Here is a 24,932-nt window from a genome sequence, read left to right as displayed (position 1 = left end):
GAGCTTCAATGGCCTGTCGAGATAGGGACCGCAGGGGATCGCAGCGAGCGCCGGCCGCAGGCGTTACCAGCCATCCGGAATCGGAAGGGAATAGCTCAGCGGCTTTTCCGGCATGACTTCGTCCATGATGTCGGAGTAGCCGGACTCCTGTCCGACCAGATTGGGTTCGAAGCAGTAGCAATTGAACTTCTGCTGCAGCACGAGGTTGTTGCGGTCGTTGATCGCCGGCGGGTTTTCGTTGATCGCGATGAATGCGTCGTACAGCGAGTCCCTGACGACGTAGGCGTGCGCGGTGAGCGTCTCCACGGCCTTGACGATGTTCGGCGCGACGGGAATGGGCGGCGTGAAGTGATAGGCGCCCAGAAACAGCATGTGCCAGTCGTTCGGCACTTGCGCGATGAACTCGGGAAAGCGCGCGGCGAAGTCGGGGGCGAAGAAGGCGTCGTCCTCGAAGATCAGGACTTCGCTCGCGCCCGCGGCCTTGGCATGTTTCACCGCGGCTAGATGGCTCATCGTGCAGCCGTAGTCCTGCGCACGCATATGGCTCAGGGATTCCGGCACGGTCACCAGCCTTGCATCGACGGCGGGCAGTCGTTCCACCGTGAGGATGTTCTGCTCGGCGAATTTTCTTTGCATCGCTTCCCAGCGGTCGGGGCGCCGGTCCAGATTGATGCAGACCTTGCGGGCGAAAGCGTTGTCGATCGTCGGTGCTGATTTCATGAGTGTTTTTTTTCCAGGAACTGATTGACGCGGGTAGCGAGGACGGCGACGTGCGGGTCGAGCAGCATGGTCAGGTGGTCACCGGGTACGTCCATCACCTCGACGGGCAGCGCCGAGAAGCGGGACCACCCCCAGCTCGGGTCGAGGCGGAGCTGCGCTATCTCGGGCGACGGATCGTAGTCGCCGGGATCCCGCTCGGTGCTGCGGAACAACGCGATCGGCACGGGAAGCGGGGTGGCTTGCGGCGCGTAGCGCGATTTGAAGTTGGCCTGATAGACGCGCAGATAGGCGCGCAGGCGGTCGGCTCCGGCATCCGCAAACCAGTTGCCGCGGTTGCCGATTCTGTCGAGGATCAGGCCGGCCTGGCCGTCGGGGTCGAGCGGGGCGAGGTCTGCTCGCGTCACCTGAAGGTCGGTCCCGAGGAAGGTGCCGATTTCGTGGGCGATCGCGACCAGCCATTCGGTGTCGTCCCAGTCTTGCCAGTAGGCTGCGGCCGAGCTGTCGATGGGCGCGGAAGCGTCGAAGATCGCCAGCAGTTCGACGACGGCGCCCTTGGCAACGAGCTGCCGGCTCATTTCGAGCGCCACCTGCGCACCGAACGAGTGGCCCGCCAGGTAGTACGGACCCGCGCCCACCAGCGGCCAGATGCATTCGATATGACGGGCCGCGATGTCTTCCACGCGGGTGAGCGGCAGGCAGGAGCCGTCGAGGCCGAGCGCTTCCAGGCCGTGCACCGCGTGAGCTTCGGTCAGGCGGTTCGCGAGCGGGTGGAAGTAGACCACGTTCCCGCCGGCGCCCGGAAGCAGGAAAAGCGGCGCGGCAGGACCGCCGTCCCGGATCGGCACGAGTCCGCCGGCGGGGGCGGCCGGCGCTTTCCTGGCCAAGGCCGCCGCCAGTTTCTCGACGGTCGGATTCTCGAACAGGCACGAAATGGGCAGCCGGCGATCGAACGCCTTTTCGACATTGGCCATCAGCTGGATCGCGATGATCGAGTGTCCGCCGAGGTCGAAATAATTGTCGCTGACCGTGATGTCGTTTCTTTTGAAGATCCGCTGCCAGATCTCCAGCAACGCGCTTTCGTCCGCCGTCGGCACGCCGGTGCGGGCCGCCGTGGCCGCACCGGCCGCAGGTTCGACGTCGGAGGCGGCCGCGCCGCGCGGCGCGCCCGGCTGGCCGCCGGCGGCCGGCACCGGCGCATCGGCGAGCTGGCCGGTCAACTGGGCCGGGTCGTCCGCGAAGCGTTCCAGCAACGCGCGGATGATGTCCAGCATCTGCCGGACCACCTCGGGGGCGACGCGGTGCGCATCGTGCGTGATATGGAAGCCGAGGCGCGTATCCGGGTGTACGGTCAGGGTCAGCGGGTAATGCGCTTCCGCGAACGCGCGGGTGTCGAGGATCTCGATGTCGTCGGGCCCGAGAGCGGGGGCGGCGGCAACCGGGAAGTTCTCGAACACCAGCAGGCTGTCGAACAGGCTGTCGCGGGCAGGCAGTTCGCTCCACGACTGGATATCGACCAGCGAACTGTACGAATGCGGCTCCATCGCCGTCTGGGCTGCGTGAACCGTCGCCAGCCATTCGACGAACGGGCGTTCCGGCGCGATGCGCACGCGAAACGGCAGCGTGTTGATGAACAGGCCCACGATCGACTCGACGCCGTCGAGCTGCGGCGGGCGACCGGACACGGTGACGCCGAAGACGACGTCGTCGGTCCCGGCGCGGCGCCGCAGCACCAATGCCCAGACCGCGCGGATCAGGACGTTGAGGGTGAGGCGATGGGTTCGCATGAGCGTTTGCAGCCGAGCGGTCAGGGCCTCGTCCAGCAGGAATTGCTGGGTCCTGCGTTTGTCCTGCCGTGCGGCATCGCCGGAGATCTGCCCGGCCGGATGGGCCACGATCGGCGTGGCGGCATGGAACCCGGCCAGTTCGGCGCGCCACCAGGTTTCGTCGGCCGAACGAGGATGGCGCGCGAGCCAGTCGATGTACCTGCGGTATCCCGGCGCCGACGCTGCGAGCGCCGGCATGCCGGTGCGGGCGAGCGACAGGTAGTCGTCGAACACTTCCTTCATCAGGGTGGCGGTGCTCCAGCCGTCGAGAATGATGTGGTGCGCGCTCCAGCAGAACCGATGGCGTGTCTCCGTTTCCTGAATCAGCGTGCAGCGGAACAACGGCGCCCGCTGCAAATCGAAGCCGCGCCGCCGGTCGTCGGCGAGGAATGCATCGAAGTCCTGCGCGCGGCGGGATGCATCGCGGTGTCGCCAGTCGAGGAACGTCCACGGCAGATCGACCGTGTGCCGGACGGTCTGGACCGGATGATCGCGATTGGCCCACGCGAACGCGGTACGCAGCACGGCATGGCGCGCGAGCGCATTGGCCCAGGCTTGCCGGAGCGCCGGCACCTGGAGCGGGCCGTTGACGACGAAGCTGAACTGCTGGAAATACGCGGCGGGATCCAGTTCGTACAGCGAATGGAACAGGATGCCCTGCTGCAGGGACGAGAGCGGGTAGCTGTCTTCGAGGTTGTCCCACGCGGTGTCGGGAACCGACGCCGCGAAGTCGAGCAACCGGTCCTTGAAGTGCGCGGCCAGGTTTTCGACCGTCTGCCGCTGGTGGAGACGCTCGCCGTAGCGCCAGTCCACCTGAAGTTTGCCGTCGGAAACGGCGGCGACGATCTCGAACGCATGCGTGCGCAGGGACCGCTCGGAGCGCAGCGAACCGAGGTCTTCGGCAGCCGGGCTCCAGCCGTCGGATTGCTGCAGCACGGTATCGAGCTGCCCGTGATAGTTGAAGAGGATGTCGGCATTCGGCAGCGCGGCGAGGCTGTCACGCACGGCGGCGTCGGGGCCCAGGTAGCGGAGCAGCGAATAACCGAGGCCTTCGGCCGGAATCCGGCGCAACTGCTGCTGTGCGTCGCGCAACGCTTCCTGCGGCGTCTGCATCGCGTCGACCTCGAGGACGATCGGATAGATGGAGGTGAACCAGCCCACCGTCCTGCCGACGTCGATCGGCGCATCGGAGACGTGGCGGCCGTGACTTTCGACGTCGATCCGGGTGCGGGCGTTGCCCGTGACCATGCTGCGTGCTTGCGCGAGCGCGACGAGCAGGACGTTGTTGATGCGGGTGTCGTAGGCCCGTGGCAGCCGGCGCAGCAACGCCGCGGTTTCGGCTTCGTCCAGCTCGAATGAAACGGATGCCGCGTCGCCGACCGCGTTGTGGGCCGCGCCCGCGGCCGGATAATCGACCGGCATGGGCTCGACGTCCTGCGAGAGGAGGGCTTGCCACAGCGGGGCTTCGGCGCCGATGGCAGGCGACCGGGCCAGTTGCTGCAGATGCAAGGCCCATTCGCGGAACGAAGTCGTCTTCTCTGACAATGGCTGGCCGTGGTAGGCGGCATGCAGGTCCTCGAGCAGCACGCGCCATGACACGCCGTCCACCGCAAGGTGATGAATCGACACGAACAGGCGGGCGAGCGGCTCGCCGGCAAAGCAGAACAGCCGGGCCGCCAGCAACGGGCCATGCGTGATGTCGATGCCGCGTTCCGCTTGCGCAGCGGCGGCGCGCATGGCCGCGATGCGCTCGCCGGCGTCGCCTGCTATTGCCTGCTTCGCGAAGAGCGCCGGCATCTCGCCACCGGCGACGACCTCTTGCGTCCAGCCGCCGGCGCTGCGCGAGAAACGCAGGCGCAACGCATCGTGATGTTCGTAGACTTGTCGGAACGCGTCGTCGAGCTTCGACGCGTCGATATCCGACGGCACCTGAATCAGGACCGTCTGATTGTAGTGCGACGGCGCATCGATCTCCTGTTCGAAGAACCAGTGCTGGACCGGTGTGAGCGGCGCATCGCCCAGCGGGCTGACGCTCGGCGCATGCGCCGCCCGTTCTTCAGGCGCGGCGGCCAGCTCGGCGATCGTCTGATACTGGAACAGTTGTTTCGCCGTCACGCGAAGTCCCGCCTGATTGGCGCGCGAGATCACCTGGATGCTCAGGATGGAGTCGCCTCCAAGTTCGAAGAAATTGTCGTGGATGCCGACGGATTGCAGTTGCAGCACGTCTTGCCAGATAGACGCCAGCAGGACTTCCCTGGGTGTGACGGCAGGCGCGTGCAACCGGGCCGCGTCGACCGTGTCCGCCGGGACGGGCAGCGCCTTGCGGTTGATCTTGCCGTTGGGCAGCGTCGGCAAGGATTCGAGCGCGACGAACCTCGACGGCACCATGTAGTCCGCCAGCCTGCCGCTCAGATAGCCGCGAAGATCGGCGATGTCCGGCGATGCGGTCGCGACATAGGCGATGAGGACCGTTCGGACTCCGTCGGTTTTCGCGATCACGACACAGTCGTCGACCGACGGATGCTCGCGCAGCGCAGCCTCGATTTCACCGGGTTCGATGCGCAGGCCGCGCAGCTTGATCTGGTGATCGATGCGGCCGAGGAACTCGACGTTGCCGTCGGGCCGGTAGCGCGCGAGATCGCCGGTGCGATAGAGGCGTGCGTGCGGGTCGGTGGAGAACGGATCGGCGATGAACTTCTCGGCGCTCAGCTCGGGTTCGCCGTGGTAGCCGCGTCCGACCGGCGTGCCGCCGATCAGCAGCTCGCCCGCCACGCCGACCGGCACGGGTTGCAGCTGCGCGTCGACGATGTAGAGGCGGGTGTTGGCGATGGGCCGGCCGATCGGCACGATGCGGTGCGGGTCGTCGCGCCGGCATTCCCATGCGGTCACGTCGACAGCGGCCTCGGTCGGGCCGTAGAGGTTGTACAGCTTGGCGTCCAGACGCGCGAAGAAGCGCTGCTGGAGGTCGAACGGCAGGGCCTCGCCGCTGCATACGACGCGGCGCAGCGACGCGCAGTGCGCGTCGAGGTCCGGATGGTCGAGAAAGGCGCGCAGCATCGACGGCACGAAATGGATCGTGGTGATCCGTTCGCGCTCGATGAGTTCGACCAGGTAGTCGGTCTCGCGCTGGCCGCCGGGTCGGGCGAACACGAGGCGCGCACCGACGATGAGCGGCCAGAAGAATTCCCAGACAGAGACGTCGAAGCTGAACGGGGTTTTCTGCAGCACGGACTCGTCGGCGCCGAGCGCGTAGGCGTGCTGCATCCACAGGATGCGGTTGGTGATGGCGCGATGGGTGTTGAGCGCGCCCTTGGGCCTGCCGGTCGAGCCGGAGGTGTAGATCATGTAGGCGAGGTTGTCGCCGCTCAGCGCAGGCGCGGGGTTGGACGCGGGCGCGGCGTCGAAGTCGTGCGTGTCACGATCGACGACGATCACGCGGGCGTCGGTGTCGGGCAGCGCGGCAAGCAGATGCTGCTGGGTGAGGAGCCAGCGCAACTGGGCGTTGTCGATCATGAAACGCACGCGCTCGGCGGGGTAGTCGGGATCGACGGGGACGTAGGCGCCGCCGGCCTTGAGGATCGCGAGCAGCGCGACGATCATGTCGAGCGAGCGCTCCATCGCCAGGCCGACGAGAGCATCGGGAGCGACGCCGAGCTCGATGAGCCGGTGGGCGAGGCGATTGGCGCGCAGGTTGAGTTCTGCGTAGGTGAGCGAGGCGTCGTCGCAGACGGCGGCGACGGCGTCGGGCGTGCGCTCGACCTGTTGTTCGAACAGCCGATGCAGCGGTTGTGCCGCGGCATCGCCGAAATCCGTTTCGGTCCGGTTCCATTCGACGGTCAGCAGATCCCGCTCCGCATCGCTCGACAACGAAAGCTCGCCGAGCGGCTGGTCCGGATCGGCGACCACGGCATCGACGAGCGTGCGGAAGTGTTCCGCCATGCGATCGATCGTATCGGCGTCGAACAGGTCCAGGTTGTATTCCAGCGAGCCCGCGAGGCCGTGCTCGGCATCCTGGATATGCAGCGTGAGGTCGAACTTGGCGGTGTGGGTCTCCACCGACACCGGCGTGGCCGTGAGACCGGGAAAGTTCAGCGCATCGGGCTGCGCTTTCTCATACGCGAACACGGCCTGGAACACGGGCGTGCGGCTCAGGTTGCGTTCGAGCTTGAGCGAGTCCACCACCTGCTCGAACGGAATGTCCTGGCGACTATAGCCGTCCAGCGCGACGCGCTTCACGCGCGCCAGCAGTTCGCCGAAGGTCGGATTGCCCGACAGATCCACGCGCAGCGCGAGCATGTTCGCGAAGAAGCCGATCAGCGGCTCGGTCATGCTGGAACGCCGATTGGCGATCGGGGAGCCGATGACGAGGTCTTGCTGGTTGCTGTACCGCGAAAGGAGCAGCGCATACGCGGCGAGCACGACCATGTACGTGCTGGTGCCGGACGCGCGCGCGATCGCGCGCAGGCCGTCGGAGTGCTTGCCGTTCAGCTGGAACGGCAGAACCGCGCCGCGGAAACGCTGGATCGCGGGCCGGGGGCGGTCGGTGGGCAGTTCCATCAGGTCCGGCGCGTCCGCCAGCGCCGCGCTGACGAGCGCCAGTTCCCGATGCGTGTCGGCGGATGCCAGGCGTTCATGCTGCCAGCCGGCGTAGTCCGCGTACTGGACGGCCAGTTCCGGCAGCGACCGGCCGGCATAGAGCGCGGCCAGTTCGCCGATGAGGATGCCCGACGACCACGCATCCGAAATGATGTGATGCATCGTGATGCCGAAGACATGCAGGCGCGCGTGCACGCGATACAGCACGACACGATAGAGCGGGCCGGCGGCGAGATCGAATGGGCGGTCGGCTTCCTCGGCGAGCAGCGCGAGCGTGTCGGACTCGGTGTCGACGTCGATCACGTCGAGCGCGACCGGTGCCGGTGGGGCGATGCGTTGAACCCCGCGGCCGTCGACCGCGGGAAACGTGGTGCGCAGGATCTCGTGACGCCGGCTGATTTCGGACACGGCGGCGCGCAGGCGCGGGATGTCCAGGTCGCCGTCGAAACGCAGCGCGCTCGAGATGTTGTAGGTCGCCGACGGACCTTCCAGTTGCGCGAGGAACCACAGGCGCTGCTGCGGAAAGGACAGCGGCAGGTCGTTCGCGCGCGAGCGGGGCAGGATGTTGCCGGCCATCGAACCGGTCCGGGGCGACGACGCTTCGATCAGGTCGGACACCGCGCCGATGGTCTGGAGTTCGAAGATGGCGTCGATGCCGATCTCGACGGAGAAACTGCCCCAGATCCGCGAGACGAGCTGCATGGCCTGCAGCGAATCCCCGCCGTAGTCGAAGAAGCGGCCGGTGAGATCGACGGCCGGATTGTCGAGCACTTCGCGCCAGATGCGCACCAGCTCGAGCTGGATCGGCGTTGCGTCGAGACTCGCGGCCTCGGGCGCGGCGGCAGGCTCCATGGCCAGGAGCGCCGGGCGATCCAGCTTGCCGTTGGCGTTGAGCGGAAATTCGGCGATCGTAAAAATGTCGGACGGGACCATGTAGTCCGGCAGTTTCCCGGCCAGGAAGGCCCGCAGGTCCGCAACGCTCAAGCTCGCGGAACCCTTGACGTAGGCCGCCAGCTTGCGCACCCCCTGGGCGGTTTCGCGCAGCATGACCGCTGCGCCGACGACATCCTCATGCGCGGTGAGCGCGGCCTCGATCTCGCCCAGTTCGACACGGTGCCCACGGATCTTGACCTGGTCGTCGACGCGTCCGTAACACTGGATCCGCCCGTCGGGCAACCAGCGGCCGATGTCGCCGGTGCGATAGACGCGCGCTTCGCCGGGAAAGGGATGCTCGACGAATTTCGCGGCGGTGACGTCCGGCCGCTGGTGGTAGCCGCGCGCGAGGCCGTCGCCGGCGATGCAGATTTCCCCCGGCACGCCGATCGGAACCGGCCGCAGGGCGTCGTCGAGCATGTACACCCGGGTGTTGGCGATGGGCCGGCCGATCAGCACCGTGGACGGCGCGTCCTCGACGCGCTCGACGATGCAGCCGACCGTCGCCTCGGTGGGACCGTACTCGTTGTAGATTTCGATCGCGGGATCGATCTTCCGCAGCGTGGCGATATGCTGGGGCGTCAGTTCCTCGCCGCCGACGATCACCTTGCGCACGCCGGAGCGTGCCAGGTTCATGTATTCCAGCAGGTGAATGTGGGTGGGCGTGAGCTTGAGGGTGTCGACGCCGCTGCCGGGCTGGAACATCCGGGCCAGGATGGTGTCGATGCTTTCCGACTGCGGATAGATGCGCAGCGTCTTGCCGCGCACCAGCGGGCAGAAGATGTTGGTGAGCGTGAAATCGAAGCAAAGCGAGCTGTACAGGCCGAAACTGCCGGTCGTGCTTTCCGGAAAGTAATACCCGGCGGCCCAGGCAATGTAGTGGGCCAGGTTCCGGTGTTCGAGCAGGCAGCCTTTCGGTCGCCCGGTCGAGCCGGACGTGTAGATCACGTAGGCCAGCTGCGACGGCTCGGCGCGGCGCGGCGGATTGTCCGGCAGCGGCGTCCAGCCGGGCAGTTCCTGATCCAGCAGCAGCGTCGCGCCGGAGAATTCGTACCACTGCGCCAGTTGACTCGATTGGGTCACCAGCAGCGACAGGCCGGTGTCGCCGAGGATGTGATTGATCCGTTCGGCCGGATACGCCGGGTCCAGCGGAACGAACGCCGCCCCCGCCTTCAATATGCCGAGAATCGCGACGATCATCCATTCGGAACGGTCGAGCATGACGCCGACCAGCGATTCCGGCCCGGCGCCGTAGCGGTCGCGCAATTGATGCGCGAGGCTGTTGGCGCGGGCGTTCAGGTCGGCGTAGGTCATCAGCGAACTGTCGGTGACCAGGGCAGGCGCCGCCGGCGTGCGGGCGACCTGCGCTTCGAACATGTCGACGACCGTGAGATGGCCGGGCCCGGCCGCCGCGGTTTCGTTGAAGGCGGCCAGCAGCCGGCGCGCTTCCGGCGGGCTCGACTCGATGTCGCCGACGGGCTTGTCGAGGTGTTCGAATGCCTCCAGCACCGCGCCGAGGCTGCTCGCGAAACCGTCGATGACGAAAGGCTCGATGGCGCCGGTATGACGGAGCTCGATTTCGCCGCGCGCGAGCCGCAGGTGCAGCTGCAGGTCGTCGTCCCGACCGGTCGGCGCGTGGTGCACCCGATCGTCCACCAGCGCGACTTTCGTGAGCTGCGCGAGATCCATGTCCTTTTCGTTGCGCACGAGCGTTTCCAGCGGGAAATGGGGCTCGGCGTAGCTGTCTTCCACGATCCCGGCCACGCGCGACAGGTAGTCGTCGATGCGCTCGTCGGGACGTACCTCGATGATCAGCGGAACGGTGGCGGCCCGGGCCGGCGGATGCTCGGCAAGCCCCGGCGTTCCGAGCACCGTGACCGGAATCCGGAAGTATTTCCACAGCAGGAACGCAATGCCCGCGGCCGTGACGGCGAATTCGGCAAGCTCGCCGTCGCCGATGCGCCGCAACAGGTCGAGCGACGCGGGCGTGAGCGGCACCGTGCGGGACAGCAGGCGAGCCGGCTGCTGTCCCGGCGCGTGCGCTGCGATCCGGTAGCTGCCTGCGACCAGGGAAAGGCTTTCGCGCCAGAAACGCGCGGTGTGCGCATAGCGATGGTCGGTGACCAGCACGTTATTGTCTTGCACAGGAAACTCCTTGAGACGTTTTGTTCACCTGAAACAACCCGAAGCAGCGCGCACGGCGCGCGCCGCCCGAACTCCGGCCGGCCCGCATCACGTCTTCTCCTCGAGCGCGTCGTCGGCCGTGACTTCGGGCGCGCGCGTCAGGCGCAGGCCGACCCGGACCCGTGGGCTGGCGGCGGGCGCGTCGCCGGAGAGCGGGATGCGATCGACCGGCGTGGCCGGATCGCGGCGGAAGACGTCGTGGATCGCGAGCAGTCGATCGCGCATCGCGGCGATGGTCGCGGGGCGGAACAGGCGGGTGTTGTAGATGAACTGGATAAGGTGCCTGCCTTCGCTTTCCACGATCTGGAAGGACAGGTCGAACTTGGCCGTGCTGTCCGTCCGCGAGATGTCCGTGATGCACAGACCGGGCTGCGGCGCGGGTATCGAAACGTAGTTCGCTTGAATGTCGAAGATCGGGAAATGGTTCGCCGGGGTGCGGATCTTCAGGTCTTCCAGCAGCACGTCGAACGGATAGGACGCATGCTCCAGCGCTTGCGTGGAGGCCTTCGCCACACCGTCGATCACCTCGGCGACGGTCGCGGATTTCCGCACCGGGACGCGCAGCACGACAGTGTTGAGGTACACCCCGATCTGCGATTCGAGCTGTTCGCTGTCGCGCCCGGCCGTCACGCTGCCGATGACGATGTCCTCACGCCCCGTGTAGCGGTGCATCAGCACGCAGAACGACGCCAGGAGCACCGCGTAGAGCGACGTATGGTGAGCGCGGGCCAGCGTCGCGAGTCCCGCCGCCTGCGGCTCCGACAGTTCGACTTCGAGCGTCTGCCCGGCATGACCGAGCCGCTTGGGACGCGGGAAATCCGACGCCGGTTGCAGGCGGGGCAGCGGCGGCGCCAGTTGCTCGAGCCAGTATGCGCGATGCGCGGCGGCGCGCGGACCGGCGAGGCTCGCGTTGTGCCACGCGGCGTAGTCGCGGTACTGGATCGACAGCGGCGGCAGGTGGCGTCCCGCGTACAGCGCATGCAGGTCGTCGGTCAGCACGCGGATCGACCACGCATCCGATATCGCGTGGTGCATGTTCAGCAGCAGCAGATGGTGCGTCGGCGAGAGCCGGACCAGCTTGACGCGAAAGAGCGGTCCCGACGCGAGATCGAACGGCTGCTCGCTTTCCGCGCGAATCAGCGCATCGATCGCTTGCGGCCCGGCATCGTCCGCCAGATCCATTTGCTCGACCCGGAATCCGGACGCCTCGCGGGTGAGGATGCGTTGCCGCAGCTCGCCTTCGATCATCGCAAACACCGTGCGCAGGCTCTCGTGGCGATCGACCAGCCGGTCGAATGCAAGGGCGAGGCGTGCCGTGTCGACGGCGCCGTCCAGCTGCAGTGCGCCTGCCATGTTGTACGTGGACGGATCCGCGCTGCGGCTCGCGAGCCAGATCCGCTTCTGTGCGCGCGACACCGCGTAGGACGGTTGCACGGCAAGCGCCGGGATGATCGCGTCGGCGCCGGCACCGGCACCGGCACCGGCACCGGCACCGTCGGCGGGCGTGGCAGCCAGCTTCTGCGCGAGCGCGCGCGGCGACGGCGCATGGAAGATGTCGGCGACCGCGACGTTCAGTTTCAGTTCGCGCCGGATCCGGCTGACCATCTGGATCGCCTTGAGGCTTTGGCCGCCATGCTCGAAGAAATCGTCGTCGATGCCGTTCGGCCGGCGGCCGAGCACCTCGGCGAAGATGCGCAGCAGCGCCGCCTCGACAGGCGTCTGCGGTTCGGCCGGCACGCCGTCGGGGACGGACGCGGCATCCGGGAGCGGCAGCGCGGCGCGGTTGATCTTGCCGTTCGGCATGACGGGCAGCGCCGGCAGCAGCATCACGGTGTCGGGCACCATATGCGCCGGCAGCTTTTCGCGCAGGGCGTCGCGCAGGCCTTTGGGCGTCCAGCCGGTACCCGACGCGTAGCCGCACAGGGTCGTTTCCGAGTCCGGTGTCTCGCGGGCGACCACGACGGCGTTGGAAATGCCTGCGAGGCCGGTCAGCGCGGCTTCGATTTCCCCGAGCTCGATGCGATACCCGCGGATCTTGACCTGGAAGTCGCGGCGGCCGAAGAAATGGAGGTTGCCGTCCGGCCCGAAGCAGCCGATATCGCCGGTGCGATACAGGCGCGCGCCCGGTTCCGGACTGAACGGATCGTCGCGGAACACCGCCCGGGTGCGTGCTTCGTCGAACAGGTAGCCGCGGCCGACGCCGACGCCCCCGATGCAGATCTCGCCCTTGACGCCGGCCGGGCACGGATTCATGTCGGCATCCACGACGTAGACGCGCAGGTTCTCGATCGGCCGGCCGATCGGAATCGCCGGCAGATCCGGCGCACGCTCCATGCTGTAATGCGCGACGGAGTCCGACGCTTCGGTCGGCCCATAGGCGTTGATGAGCCGGACCACCGGATTCAGGCGGAACCAGGCTTGCGCGGTGGCGGGCTGCAGGGTTTCGCCGATCGTCAGCAGCGTGTCGAGGTGCGGGAAGGCCGGCGTCGCGTGCCGTTCCAGCTCGCCGAGAAAGGTCGCCAGATAGGACGGCACGAATTGCATCGCCGTGATGCGGTCGCGGTGCAGGCTGTCGATCAGGCGCGCGGGCTCGAGGATGACGGCATCGGGATAGATCACCGTCGTGCCGCCCGACGCCAGCGCCGCGAAGCACTGCCAGACCGAAATATCGGAGCAGTGCGAAGCGGTCTGGGCGACCGCGCTCTGCGCGCCGAGCCCGACCCTGCGCGCCATCGCGAGCACGTGATTGAGCATGCCGCGATGCTCGACCATCGCGCCCTTCGGTTGGCCGGTCGAACCCGACGTGAAGATCACGTAGGCGAGGTCCGTGGGCCGGCAGCGCGGCGTCGGTGCCCCCGCGTCGCGATGGACGGGCAGGCGGGCGGGATCGACCAGCGGGATCGACGCCAGCGCCGGCGGCGGCTGGCAGTCGGTGCCGACGATGATGGCCGGCCGGGCCAGCGTCAGGATGGTCTCGACCCGCTGGGCCGGATAGGCCGGATCGACCGGAACATACGCCGCGCCGCACTTCCAGATGGCCAGGATCGTTTCCAGCATCAGCGGCGAGCGCGGCATCCAGACGGCGATCCGGTCGTCCGGCCGGATCGGCGCCGTCTGCAGAAGATGGCCGGCGATCCGGTCGGCGCCTTCGACGAGGTCCCGATAGGTGCGAACCTCCATGCCGCAGCGAACCGCAATGCGCTCGGGGTGCGCGGCAGCCACGGCCTCGATCAGTTCGGCCAGCGTCCGGTCGGACGGAATCGGCGCGAAGGTATCGTTCCAGCCCAGCAGGATGGCGTCCCGCTCGGCGTCGGTGAGGAGCGCAACGCTGCGGTTCGGGCGATCCTCCTCGCCGGCCAGGCCGACGAGCAGGGTTTCGACATGGCGCAGCAGGCGGACGATCGTTTCGCGATCGAACCGGCCGTCGTCGTACAGCACCTGCAGCGACAGGCGCTTGCCCGGCGTCACGACCAGCGTCAGCGGGTAATTGTTCGGATCGGACACCTGGAATTCGCCGATCCGCAGGCCGGGCAGCGCATCGGCCAGTGCTTCCTCGACCGGATAGTTCTGGAAGATGAGCAGGCTTTCGAAGAGCGGCACGCCGGGCGGCAGGCCGGCGAATTTCTGGATGTCGGCCAGCGGATAGTGCGCATAGTCCTCCTGCTGCGCGAGATCCATCTGCAATTGCGCCAGCCACGCGGACGTCGGGCGCGCGTCGATGCGGACCCGCACCGGCAGCGTGTTGATGAACAGCCCGACCATCTCGTCCGACGCGGGCAGCGACGCGGGGCGACCGGAAACGATCGTGCCGAACACGACGTCCGCTTCACCGCTATAGCGGCTCAGCAACTGCGCCCACGCACCCTGCGCGAGCGTGTTGAGGGTGACGCGATTGGTTTGCGCGAACGCGACGAGCCGTTGCGTGTCGTTTTCGGACAGCAGCAGCGGCTCCTCCACATAGGCGCCCGGCGCGGCCGTGCCGTCGAGTTCGGGGCGGCCCAGCACGAGCGGCGTCGTCGCCGGGAAATCCGCCAGCTTCGTCTTCCAGAAGCGTTCCGCCGCCGCGGCGTCCTGGCGCGCCAGCCAGCGCACGTAATCGGCGAAGGCGGGCGGCGCGTGCCGCTCCGGAGCGCCTTCGGCCGGCAGCGCCTGATAGGCGGCGGCCACTTCGCTCAGGAGCCGCGCGGAACTCCAGCCGTCGAGCAGCAGGTGGTGATGGCTCCAATGGAAGCGCCATGCGTGATCGCCCACGCGGAACAGCGCGAGCCGCATCAGCGGCGCGCGGGTAAAGTCGAAGCCGCGCGCCCGGTCTTGCGCCACGTAGGCTTCCCGACGCTGCTCGGCCTCCGCGGCGGACGCCGCGCGCAGATCCTCGTCGTGCCAGGGCAAGTCGATACGGCGATGCACGACCTGCACCGGGCTTTCGATTTCTTCCCAGTGAAACGAGGTTCGCAAGATGTCGTGCCGGTGCGCCACGGTATCCCACGCGCGGCGGAACCGTTCGACGTCGAGCGCCCCGTCGATACGGAAATTCAGGCTGCTGAAATAGGCATCCGACGCGGGTTCGTACAGGCCGTGGAACAGCATGCCCTGCTGGGTCGGCGTAAGCGCGTAGACGTCGGCGATCTCGTCCGGCATGACCGAGGCCGGCGCCTGCGGCAGACCGGCCGCGGGCCGGGGCGATGCGGACTGGACGGCATGGTCGGCGACCAGGGTTTCGAGCGCCGCGATATAGGCTTGCGCGACGCGCCGAATGGTGTCCGGGTCGTGGCAGGCCCGGCTGAATTCCCACGCAACGTGCAGGCGGTTGCCGGTCACGTAGGCGTTGACGTCGAGCAGGTGCTCGCGCAGCTGGTTCGCATTGCGGCCGTCCCCGCTTGGCTCCGCGGCCTGTTTCCAGTCGCGTGCGGCGGCGAACAGCTGGTCGGTCTGGCCCAGGTAGTTGAACAGCAGTTGCGGCTGCGGAGCCGGGCCGTCGAGCCGGTCTTGCAGCAGGCCGCAGGTGATGCCCGCGGTCGGCACCGCGCGCAGTCGCGTCTTGATCGACGCAACCAGGCGAGCCGGATCGTGCGAACCGGCATCGACCGTCAGCACGACCGGGAAGACGGACGTAAACCAGCCCACCGTGCGCGAGATGTCGAGGTCTTCGATCAGTTCCTCGCGACCGTGCGCTTCGAGATCCAGCAGGACGTCGGCGCATCCGCTCCAGTCGCTGACGGCACGTGCGAGCGCGGCAAGCAGCAGGTCGTTGATCTGCGCGTCGTAGGCGCGGGGCGCTATGCCCAGCAAGGCCGCGGTGGCGGCTTCAGCCAGCTCGACCACGATCGTTTCGGCGGACGACACGATATTGGCATCGGCCGACGCGGCGCGATCGAGCGGCAGGCCGGGCAGCGCGGAACGCGCCAGCGCTTGCCAATGGGCGAGGTCGGCGTCGGCGGCGCCGGAGCCGGCCCAGTTCGAGATGGCCCGGGTCCATGCGGTCCACGTCGCGCTGCCGCCCGCGAATTCGGGCGCCTTGCCGTTGCGCAGGCGGGTATAGGCGTCGTACACGGTTTCGAGCAGTGCGCCCCACGACACGCCGTCGACGACCAGATGATGGGCGACCAGCAGCAGACGAAGCGAACGGCCTTCGTCGATGCGGAACAGGTCCGCGCGCAAGACCGGGCCGTCCGACAGATTCAGGCTCGCATGCGACCGCGCGACGTGCTGCGCGAGCCGATCGCGTGGGATGTCGAATACGCCGACGGGGACCTCCGGATCGTCGACGACTTCCTGGACCCGGCCGGACGCGTCCGCGCGAAAGCGCAGCCGCAGCGCGTCATGCCATTTGACCGCGTGCCGGAGCGCGTGGCGCAGCAGGACCGGATCGAGATCCGCCGGCACGTCGAGCAGGACCGCCTGGTTGTACTGGTCCGGATCGTCGTTGCGCTGCGCGAAGAAACGCTTCTGGATGGGCGTCAGCGGCAGCGGGCCGGACGACGCGACGAACTCCGCCGCGCCGGCCGTGCCGCGCGTCGCCACGGCGGCGAGCTCGGCGACCGTCGGATGCTGGAAGATGAGCCGGGTGGTGAGCTTCAGGCCCGCCTTGGCGGCCAGCGACACGATGCGCATGCTGAGAATCGAATCGCCGCCCAGCGCGAAGATGTTGTCGTGGATGCCGGGCGACGGAATGCCCAGCGCTTCTCCCCAGATGCGGCACAGCAGCGTCTCGGTGGGCGTGCGGGGCAGCGTCGGCGCGTGTGCCGCGGCGGACAGCCGCGACCGGTCCGGCGGGGGCAGCGCCTTGCGGTCGATCTTGCCGTTGCTGCTCAGGGGCAGCGCGTCGAGCACCACGTAGATGCCGGGCACCATATAGTCCGGCAGCGTGGCGGACAACGCGGCGGCAATCCGGGCGTCGCTCAGCGACGCGCCGTCGCGGAACGCGACATACGCGCACAGCGCGGCGCGGCCGGTCTCGTCGCGATAGTCGAGCGCGGCCGCCTGGCGGATTTCCGGAATGGCGGCCAGCGCGTTGTCGATTTCCGCGAGCTCGATGCGGTAGCCGCGGATCTTCAGTTGGTGGTCCTTGCGGCCGTGCAGCACGATCGTTCCATCGGGGAGATAGCAGCCGATGTCGCCGGTGCGATACAGGCGGACACCGCGGTCCGGATGGAACGGATCCTCGACGAAAGCCTCCCGCGTAGCGGCTTCGTTGTTCAGATAGCCGCGGCCGACGGCGACGCCGGACACGCAAAGTTCGCCGGGAATCCCGATCGGGCACAGGTTCAGCTGCGGGTCGACGACGTAGATGCGCACGTTGCGGATCGGCTTGCCGACCGGTACGTAAGGCGTGGTCGGCGCGCACGTCATGCGGTGCTGCGCGACGTCGTCGGACGCTTCCGCCGGGCCATAGGCGTTCACCAGCGCGATGTCCGGGAACACGTCGAACCACTGTTTCACCAAAGCCGGGCTGACCATCTCGCCGGTGACGAGCAGGTGCCGCAGGTGCCGCATCAGCGCCGGCCGTTCCGATGCGCGGTCGAGCACGGCGGACAGATAGGACGGCACCAGTTCGACGATGCTGATCCGGGTGGCTTCCAGGGTCGTGACGAAACTCGCGGGATCGCGAATGCATTCGTCGTCGACGATCACGGTCCTGCCGCCGACGAGCGGCGCCGTGAAAAATTGCCACACCGAAATATCGAAGCAATGCGGCGCGGTTTGCGCGATCACCGACGACGCCGAGATCGAAAATTCGTCGATCTCGGCGAGCATGTGGTTCAGCATGCCGGCGTGCTCGACCATCGCCCCTTTGGGCTTGCCGGTGGAGCCGGACGTGTAGATCACGTAGGCGAGGCTGTCGGGCGATACGGGGCGGCCCGGATTGGTGTCGTCGACGATATCGGTGGCGGCGTCGAGCGACACGACCGGTGCGAGCGCGGCCAGCTCGGAAGGAAGCAGGCCGTCGCAGGTAATCACGAGGGCGGCGCCGGAATCCTCGAGAATGGTGCGGATGCGGGCCACCGGATAGTCGGGGTCGATCGGAATATAGGCGGCGCCGCACTTCCACACGGCGAGGATCGCCTCCATCAGGCGCGCCGACCGGTGCATGCAGATCGCGACCAGCGCGTCCGGCCCCAGCTCGGCGGCGGCCAGCAGGCGGCGAGCGGTGCGGTTGGCGCGCGCATTCAGTTCGCCCGCGCTCAGGACGTTGCCCCGGTACTCGACCGCGGGCCGCTCGGGATGGTCCGCGGCGGCCTGCTCCAGGCGATGCACGACGGTGCGCGCGGCGTCGAACGGCACGGCGGTGTCGTTGAAGGTCTCCAGCAACTGCCGGCGTTCGGCCTCGGGCAGTATCGGCAGGCGGCCGAGCAGCCGGTTCGGATCGGCCGCGAACGCGTCGAGCGTTGCGGCCACGTGGCCCAGCATCCGCTGCATGGTGTCTTCATCGAAGCGCCGCGGGTCGAACGACAGTTCCATCTGCCAGTCGTCGCGCGCCGTCACCACGAATTCGAGCGGAATGTCGGCGCGGTTGTAGAGCAGCACCTCGTCGACCGCCAGCCCGTGCGCGCCATGCGTCAGCGACGCGTCGAGCGGGTAATTCATGAACGTGATGTTGCTCTCGAACAGCGGTGTCGTCAGCGGCACTTCGCTGCAGCGCTGAATGTCGGGCAACGGGGTGTGCTCGAACTGCGCACGTGCGGCCACGCGCGCCTGGATCATCTTCAGCCACGGCACCAGCGGCTGCCTCGGATCGACCCGCACCCGCACCGGCACCGTATTGATGAACAGGCCGAGCATGGTTTCGATCCCCGGCAGGTTGGCGCCCCGTCCGGACACGACGGCGCCGAACACCACGTCGGTTTCCCCGCTGTAACGCGACAGCACGAGCGCCCAGGCCGCTTGCGCGAGGGTATTGAGGGTGACGTGATGCCGGGCCGCGAATTGCCGCAGGCGTGCGCTCAGGTCGGCCGACAGGTCGGCCTGCACTTGCGCGAGGCCCTGGCCGAAGCGCTCGCCCGCTTCCGCGCGCGCGGCCGTGGGCAGCGGGGTCGGCGAGTGGAAACCTTCGAGATAGCGTGTCCAGTACTGCTGCGCGGCTTGCGGCTCGCGCTGCTGCAGCCACTGGATATAGTCGCGATAGGGGCGCACCGCGGGGAGCGCCGGCGGCACGCCGCGCGCGAGCGCGCCATAGACCTGGAAGATCTCCTCGATGACGAGCGACAGGCACCAGCCATCGGCAAGGATGTGATGGTGGCTCCAGCTGAACAGGTATGCGTCGGCGGCGACGCGCACCAGGCGACAGCGCACGAGCGGCGCGCGATCGAGCGCGAAGCCCTCGGCCAGGTCGTCTTCGAGATGCGCGCGCCACCGCGTGCGCTGTTCGTGTTCCGGCAGGTCGCGCCAGTCGTCCTGCACCCACGGCAGCGTGGCGTGCGCGTGCACGACCTGCATGGGCTTGTCGAATTCCTCCCAATGGAACGACGTGCGCATCACCGGATGCCGATCGACGAGCTGCTGCCATGCGGCATGGAACAGCACGGGATCGAGGCTGCCGGTGATCCGGCAACCGAGCTGGTTGAAGCTGCTTCTCGTGCCGGGCGAGTGCACGGCATGAAAGAGCATCGCCTCCTGCATCGGGGAGAGCTCGTAGATATCGGCGATGGTGGGGGATGTCACGATTTGATCCTTGAGACAAGGGCGTCCAACGCTTCCTGGCTGATGCGCGCGGCCGGAAAATCCGACGGGCTCAGCCCGCGCGGGCCGTCGCCGCCGGCCGCGACGATCGACAGCAGACGGCTGCGGTAGCACTGCGTCAGCTGCTCGATGACGCCGGGTGCGCAGGCTTCGCGGTTGTAGTGCCAGGTCAGGCGCAGACGCCCGTCGAACACCATCCCGTCGATCTCGAACAGATGGCCGCGACGCGCGCGCGGGCTGTGCTCGGGACTCTGGAAGTCGAGCACCGGCTTCCAGCCCGTGTCGTCGGCCAGCACGCGATCGACCTGGCCGAGATAGTTGAAGCGCACCGGCGCCGGCGGCTGCCGTTCCAGCGCCGCCGCGATGCCGGCGTCGTTGCCGAGGTAGCGGGCGATGCCGTAGCCGAGCCCGCGCATCGGCACCGCGCGCAGCTGCTCCTTGACGTGGCGCAGCGCCTCGACCGCCACGGTGGCGTCGCCGGCGTTCAGGAACACCGGATAGTGCGCGGTGAACCAGCCGATCGTGCGTGACGTATCGACGCCGTCGAAGAGGGCCTCGCGGCCGTGGCCTTCGAGATCGACGACCAGCGACGCGTTGCCGGTCCAGTCGCCGAACGCGAGCAGCAGGGCCGTCAGCAGGACTTCGTTGATCTGGGTATTGAACGCGCGCGGCACGTCCTGCAACAGCGCGAGCGTTTGCTGCGCGTCGAACTCGATGACCGCCGTGCCGGCTTCGGCGACGGTGCCGACCGGCATCTCGTCGAAGCACGCGTGCTCGTCGGCGTTCTCCCGGAGCCAGTAGTCCAGCCCGTCGAGCGCGGTCGCGCCGAGTTCGGACAGACGCGCCGACCAGTCGCGCCAGGCCGTCGTCCTGGCCGGGAGCTGCACCGCTTCGCCCGCTTCGAGCTGGCGACACGCGGTGTACAGATCTTCGAACAGGATGCGCCACGAGACGCCGTCGATCACCAGATGGTGCGCCACGACGAGCAGGCGCTGCGGTTCGTCGGGACCGAACCGGAACAGGTGGGCGCGCAGCAGCGGCGCCACGGACAACGTGAAGCTCTCCTGCATGCGGGTGGCGGTCGCGAGCATCTCGGCCTGCCGTGCGGCGGGCGCCGCGCCCGCCAGCGACGTGATGCCGAGCGGAATCGCCAGCGGCGGCGCCGCATGCGATTGCCGCCACGCACCGGCGACGCGCTCGAAACTCAGCCGCAGCGCGTCGTGATGCGTCGCGACGGCCGCCAGCGCGCGCTCGATCACGTCCGGCCGCAGCGACGCGGGCACCTCGATCATCGTCGACTGGTTGTAGTGGTGCGGATCCGCCACGTCCTGCGCGAAGAACCAATGCTGGATCGGCGTCAGCGGCGCGGGGCCGACCACCGGCTCCTGCGCAATCCGGATCGACGGCGCCTCCACCGCAACCTGCGCCAGCTCGGCGATGGTCGGATGCGCGAAAAACTGGTCGGCGGTGAATTTGAGGCCGATTTGCTGGGCCAGCGACATCACCTGGATGATCAGGATCGAGTCGCCGCCCAGTTCGAAGAAATTGTCGTGCACGCCGATCGGCTCGCGGCCCAGCACCTCGGACCAGATCTTGCCCAGGCGCGCTTCGACGTCATTGGTCGGCGCGGCGTACGCGGTTTCGCTCGGCACGGGCGCCAGTTCCAGCGCGGCGAGCGCCTTGCGGTCGGGCTTGCCGTTCGGCGTCAGCGGCAGGCGTTCGAGCGTCACGATCGACGCCGGCACCATGAACTCGGGCAGACGTTCCTTCAGGTGTTCCCGCAGGCTGGCGACGCTGGCCGTCGCCGTCGCGACGCAGGCCACCAGTTGCTTGTGTTGCGGCGCGTCCTCGCGCACGAACACGATCGCGTCGGCGACGTCGGCGTGCTGCCGGAGCGCCGCTTCGATTTCGCCCATCTCGATGCGATAGCCGCGAATCTTCACCTGCGTGTCGCGGCGCCCGGTGACTTCCAGGTTGCCGTCCGGCAGCCAGACACCGAGGTCGCCGGTGCGATAAAGGCGCTCGCCCGCGTCGAACGGGTGGTCGACGAAAGCGGCGGCCGCCAGGTCGTCCCGGGCGACATAGCCGCGCGCCAGTGCGATGCCGGACACGCAGATCTCGCCCGTGCAGCCCTCGGGGGCCAGCGCCCCGTGCTCGTCGAGCAGGTACAGGTACGTATTGTGGATCGGGCGGCCTACCGGCAGGCGGGCGCCGTAGGCGGTTGCCGGGTCGACCACGTAGTCCGCGATGCACACGGTTGCCTCGGTGGGGCCGTACGAGTTGTGGCACGTGCGGGTCCGGGCCAGCTCGCGCAGATCCGCCGCGCGGGCGCTGTCGCCCGCGCTGATGACGCGTTTCACGGTGCCGAGCGCGTTCCAGTCGAGCGCGGCGAGATAGGCGGGCGTCGCGTTGAGGGTGGTGACGCCCTGCTGCGCGATATATTCGACGAAGCGCGGCACGTCGCGGATCACGGCGGGCTTCGCCAGCACCAGGCGCGCGCCCGCGAGCAGCGTGACGAAAATCTCCATGATCGAGCCGTCGAAGCCCGGCGAGTAGAACTGGACGAACCGGTCGGCGGCATCGAAATCGAAGGCGTCCACATGGTACTGCGCCATGTTCAGGAGCCCTGCGTGTTCGAGCACGACGCCCTTGGGCACGCCCGTGGAGCCGGACGTGTAGATGATGTATGCCGCATCGTCCGGGCGGACCTCGACCTGCGCCGCCGCCGATGCAGGCGCCAGCGTGTCGAGCTGGAAGTCGAGGGCGAACATCGGGATCGCCCAGAAATCGGCGAGCAACGGCAGGTGTTCCGAGTGCGTCAGCAGCGCCTTGACCTTCGCGTCCTCGATCATGAAGCGCAGCCGCTCCCGCGGAAACTCCGGGTCGAGCGGCAGATACACCGCGCCCGCCTTGAGGGCGCCGAGCATGCCGACGATCCAGCGCTCGGAACGGTCGGCCACCACGCCCACCACGTCGCCGCGTTCGATCGCGTATTCCGCGAGCAGGAAGCTCGCCAGCCGGGACGCCTGGTCGTCCAGTTCGGCATAGGTCAGCGATGCATCGGCGGTCACCACGGCGATGCCGTCCGGCGCGGCCGCGACCCGTTGCGCGAACTGCTCCAGGAAGGTTCCAGGTACCGCGACGGGCGCCGCATGCGAACGAAGGCGCGCGCGTTCTTCGTCGTCGAGCAGCGAGACGGTGTCGAGCGCAGCGTCCAGCGCGCCGAAGCCGGCCAGCACGTTGCGCAGGTGTCGCGCGACATGCTGGAGATAATGCAGCGTGAACACCGTCGGCCGGCCCGTCAGCACGATCTCGTAGCGCTCGCGATGGCGGATCTCGATCGACAGGTCGTAGTCGGCCGACGCCCAGGCTTCGTGCAGACCGTCGAAGCGCACGCCGACGTTGGTCGTGTGCCGTTCGCCATGCAGCTTGTGCGCGAGGGCGGCGATCGGAAAATCCTGATACGAATAGCTGCGCTGCACCCTGTCGCGCACCTGGTTCAGATACGCGCGAACCGTCGGGCCGGGCTCGATGGCGTCGAGCAGCGGGACGGGATCGGCGGGGCCGCTCGCGGGTCCGGCGATCAGGCGCGGCGTATCCAGGAACAGGCCGGCCGCGCCGTTGTAGCGCCCCAGCACACGGAACAGCGCCGCCAGCAGCACGACGAACGCGCCCAGCTCGTTGCCGGCGGCGAGCTTCTCCAGCACCGCCGCCGCGTCGCCGTCGAGCTCGAACGTCAGTTCCGGCGCGGGGCCGAGCGGTAGCGCATACGCCTGCCACGCCTGCTGAAGGCGGAAGTCTTCGTCGATGCGACCGAGCGCGTCGCTCCAGAACGCCACGTGTTCCTGGTATTGCCCGCTGGTCGAGAGCGCGTTGAGATTCAGTTCTGACAAAGCACGATCTCCCTCGTCGCGTACAGGATTTCGGAAGCGATGCCCTTGGCCTTGCAGTGCGCGACGAACTGGGTGGACTGGATATGGCTGGGCGAGTTTTCGTCGAAGGTGTTGTCGAGGAGGTGGTTCAGCCACGGCTCCTGACCCATCGCATAGACATACGCCGCGTTGAACGCGAAGTCGTCCACCAGCGCGGCGGCCTCGCCGAACTGGCAGCCCCGCGCACGGCGCGACCGATCGATGTCGCGCGGCAGCGCGTCGGGAAACAGCGGGCCATAGACCCATGACGGCGGCGCGCCCTCGGTTTCCATCCCGACGAACAGCGTGTCCGGCTTGCCGGCGAGGCGGAAGACATGTTCGTAAAGGCGCGGGTCCAGGTTGCACGAATCGGCGATGCACAGCACCGAACGCGTGCCGAAGCGGATCATGAAGCTCTGCTTGCTCTGGATCGCCAGGTCGTTGTGTTCGCCCAGGAACGGAATGGCGGTGATGGCCCCGTTGGGCAACTTGATTTCCTGAGCATCCCGAACTTCCCGCACGTCGTCGAAGCCGAGCTTGCGCAACGCCAGTTCCAGCGACGGATCTTGCGGAAAGCCGTCGAGGTTCCTGCCGACCACCACGGTCTTGACCTTGTGGCGAAGCTGCAGCAGCGTTTCGAGCACGATGTGATCGTGATGGCTGTGCGTGATCAGCACGTAGTCGATCTGGTCCGGCAGGTCGGCGAACGTATAGCGCGGCAGCGCGGTGTCGTAGCCGTAGCTGATCACCGGATCGATCAGGATGCTCACGCCCCGGCTCTGGACCAGCAGGCACGCGTGGCCGTAGTAGCGGATGCGGATGTCGTCGCCGTCGAACGAACGATCCGGTTTCGGTGCCGGCGCCTGTTCGACGAAGAACGAGCGGAACAGCGGCTCGTCCTTCTCCTCCACGCGCATCAGATCGACGATTTTCGCGTAGCTGCCGGGCGTGTCGCGCATGCGGAACAGCGCGTCGAGTGCGCGATCGTCGAAGGCCATGTTGCTGAACAGCGTGCGCTCGTCGCTGAGCCGGGGCGTGCTGAGAATGAATGGCCGCGGCGTGTTCTCCTCGATCGCCGACAGCGCGATGCTCTGCGCATCGCGCGCATAGAGCGGGCTCGCGTACAGCAGGCTTTCGAACACCCGGAAGGACGGGTTGTGGTTCAGGTCGTAGTAGATCTCGACATAGCCTTTCAACACCTCCGGAATCTCGGGGTAGAGCGGGTCCGAAGCCATCCCCTTGGCCTGTTCCAGCAGCAGCGTGGAGAACGCCTTGTAGGCCTTCGCCAGTTCCAGCTGCAGGGTCGCGCGCCGGGTGGTCTGCTCGATCAGCGCGCGGATTTCGTCGACGCGCTTGCCGCCCAGGTCGAGGAACGGGCCGCCGCGCATCGCCGGATCCTTGCAGGCCGCCGCATGCATCATCGGCGATGCGGCATAGGACTTCATCAGCGGCAGGAACCGCTCGGCCACGTTGAGGGCGGCGGTCAACGGCGGAAGCGTGTGAAACCACGCGTACCAGCCGTTGATCAGCGGTTCGAACTGGATGTTTTGTCGCAGGTAGACCTGCGTGTTGGACGAAATGGTCAACG

Annotated in this window: 5 protein-coding genes; all 5 read right to left on the bottom strand. The window is 67.8% G+C overall.

Annotated features, from left to right (window positions below; genetic code table 11):
• Positions 1-63: 63 nt before the first annotated feature.
• The 5 genes from KVT39_RS13235 to KVT39_RS13215 all read right to left on the bottom strand — a co-directional run bounded on the left by KVT39_RS13235 (position 64) and on the right by KVT39_RS13215 (position 24,930).
• On the bottom strand, positions 64-720 hold the full coding sequence (locus KVT39_RS13235) for a glycosyltransferase family 25 protein (RefSeq protein WP_217589279.1): 657 nt from the start codon (positions 718-720) through the stop codon (positions 64-66).
• Positions 717-10,217, bottom strand: coding sequence for a non-ribosomal peptide synthetase (locus KVT39_RS13230; RefSeq protein WP_217589277.1), 9,501 nt, complete (start codon positions 10,215-10,217; stop codon positions 717-719). Before KVT39_RS13230 ends, KVT39_RS13235 begins: the two co-directional genes overlap by 4 nt.
• A gap of 87 nt (positions 10,218-10,304) precedes the next feature.
• Positions 10,305-19,415, bottom strand: a complete 9,111-nt coding sequence (locus KVT39_RS13225; protein ID WP_217589274.1) for a non-ribosomal peptide synthetase — start codon at positions 19,413-19,415, stop codon at positions 10,305-10,307.
• Positions 19,412-23,326 (bottom strand): non-ribosomal peptide synthetase, encoded by a 3,915-nt coding sequence (locus KVT39_RS13220; protein ID WP_217589272.1) that lies wholly within the window; start codon positions 23,324-23,326, stop codon positions 19,412-19,414. Before KVT39_RS13220 ends, KVT39_RS13225 begins: the two co-directional genes overlap by 4 nt.
• The gene (locus KVT39_RS13215) at positions 23,314-24,930 is read right to left on the bottom strand and encodes an MBL fold metallo-hydrolase (protein WP_034182248.1); all 1,617 of its coding nucleotides are present in this window, start codon (positions 24,928-24,930) and stop codon (positions 23,314-23,316) included. Before KVT39_RS13215 ends, KVT39_RS13220 begins: the two co-directional genes overlap by 13 nt.
• Between the last annotated feature and the right edge of the window lie 2 nt (positions 24,931-24,932).

Origin of the sequence: Burkholderia sp. GbtcB21, assembly GCF_019091065.1 — a bacterium.
GTDB lineage: Bacteria > Pseudomonadota > Gammaproteobacteria > Burkholderiales > Burkholderiaceae > Burkholderia > Burkholderia pyrrocinia_C.
Note: the sequence above shows the minus strand (reverse complement) of the source record. Positions and strands in the feature narration are given on the sequence as shown.

Excerpts from the sequence above, each read along its gene's own strand:
- KVT39_RS13235 (WP_217589279.1), bottom strand. The coding sequence starts at position 720 with ATGAAATCAGCACCGACGATCGACAACGCTTTCGCCCGCAAGGTCTGC.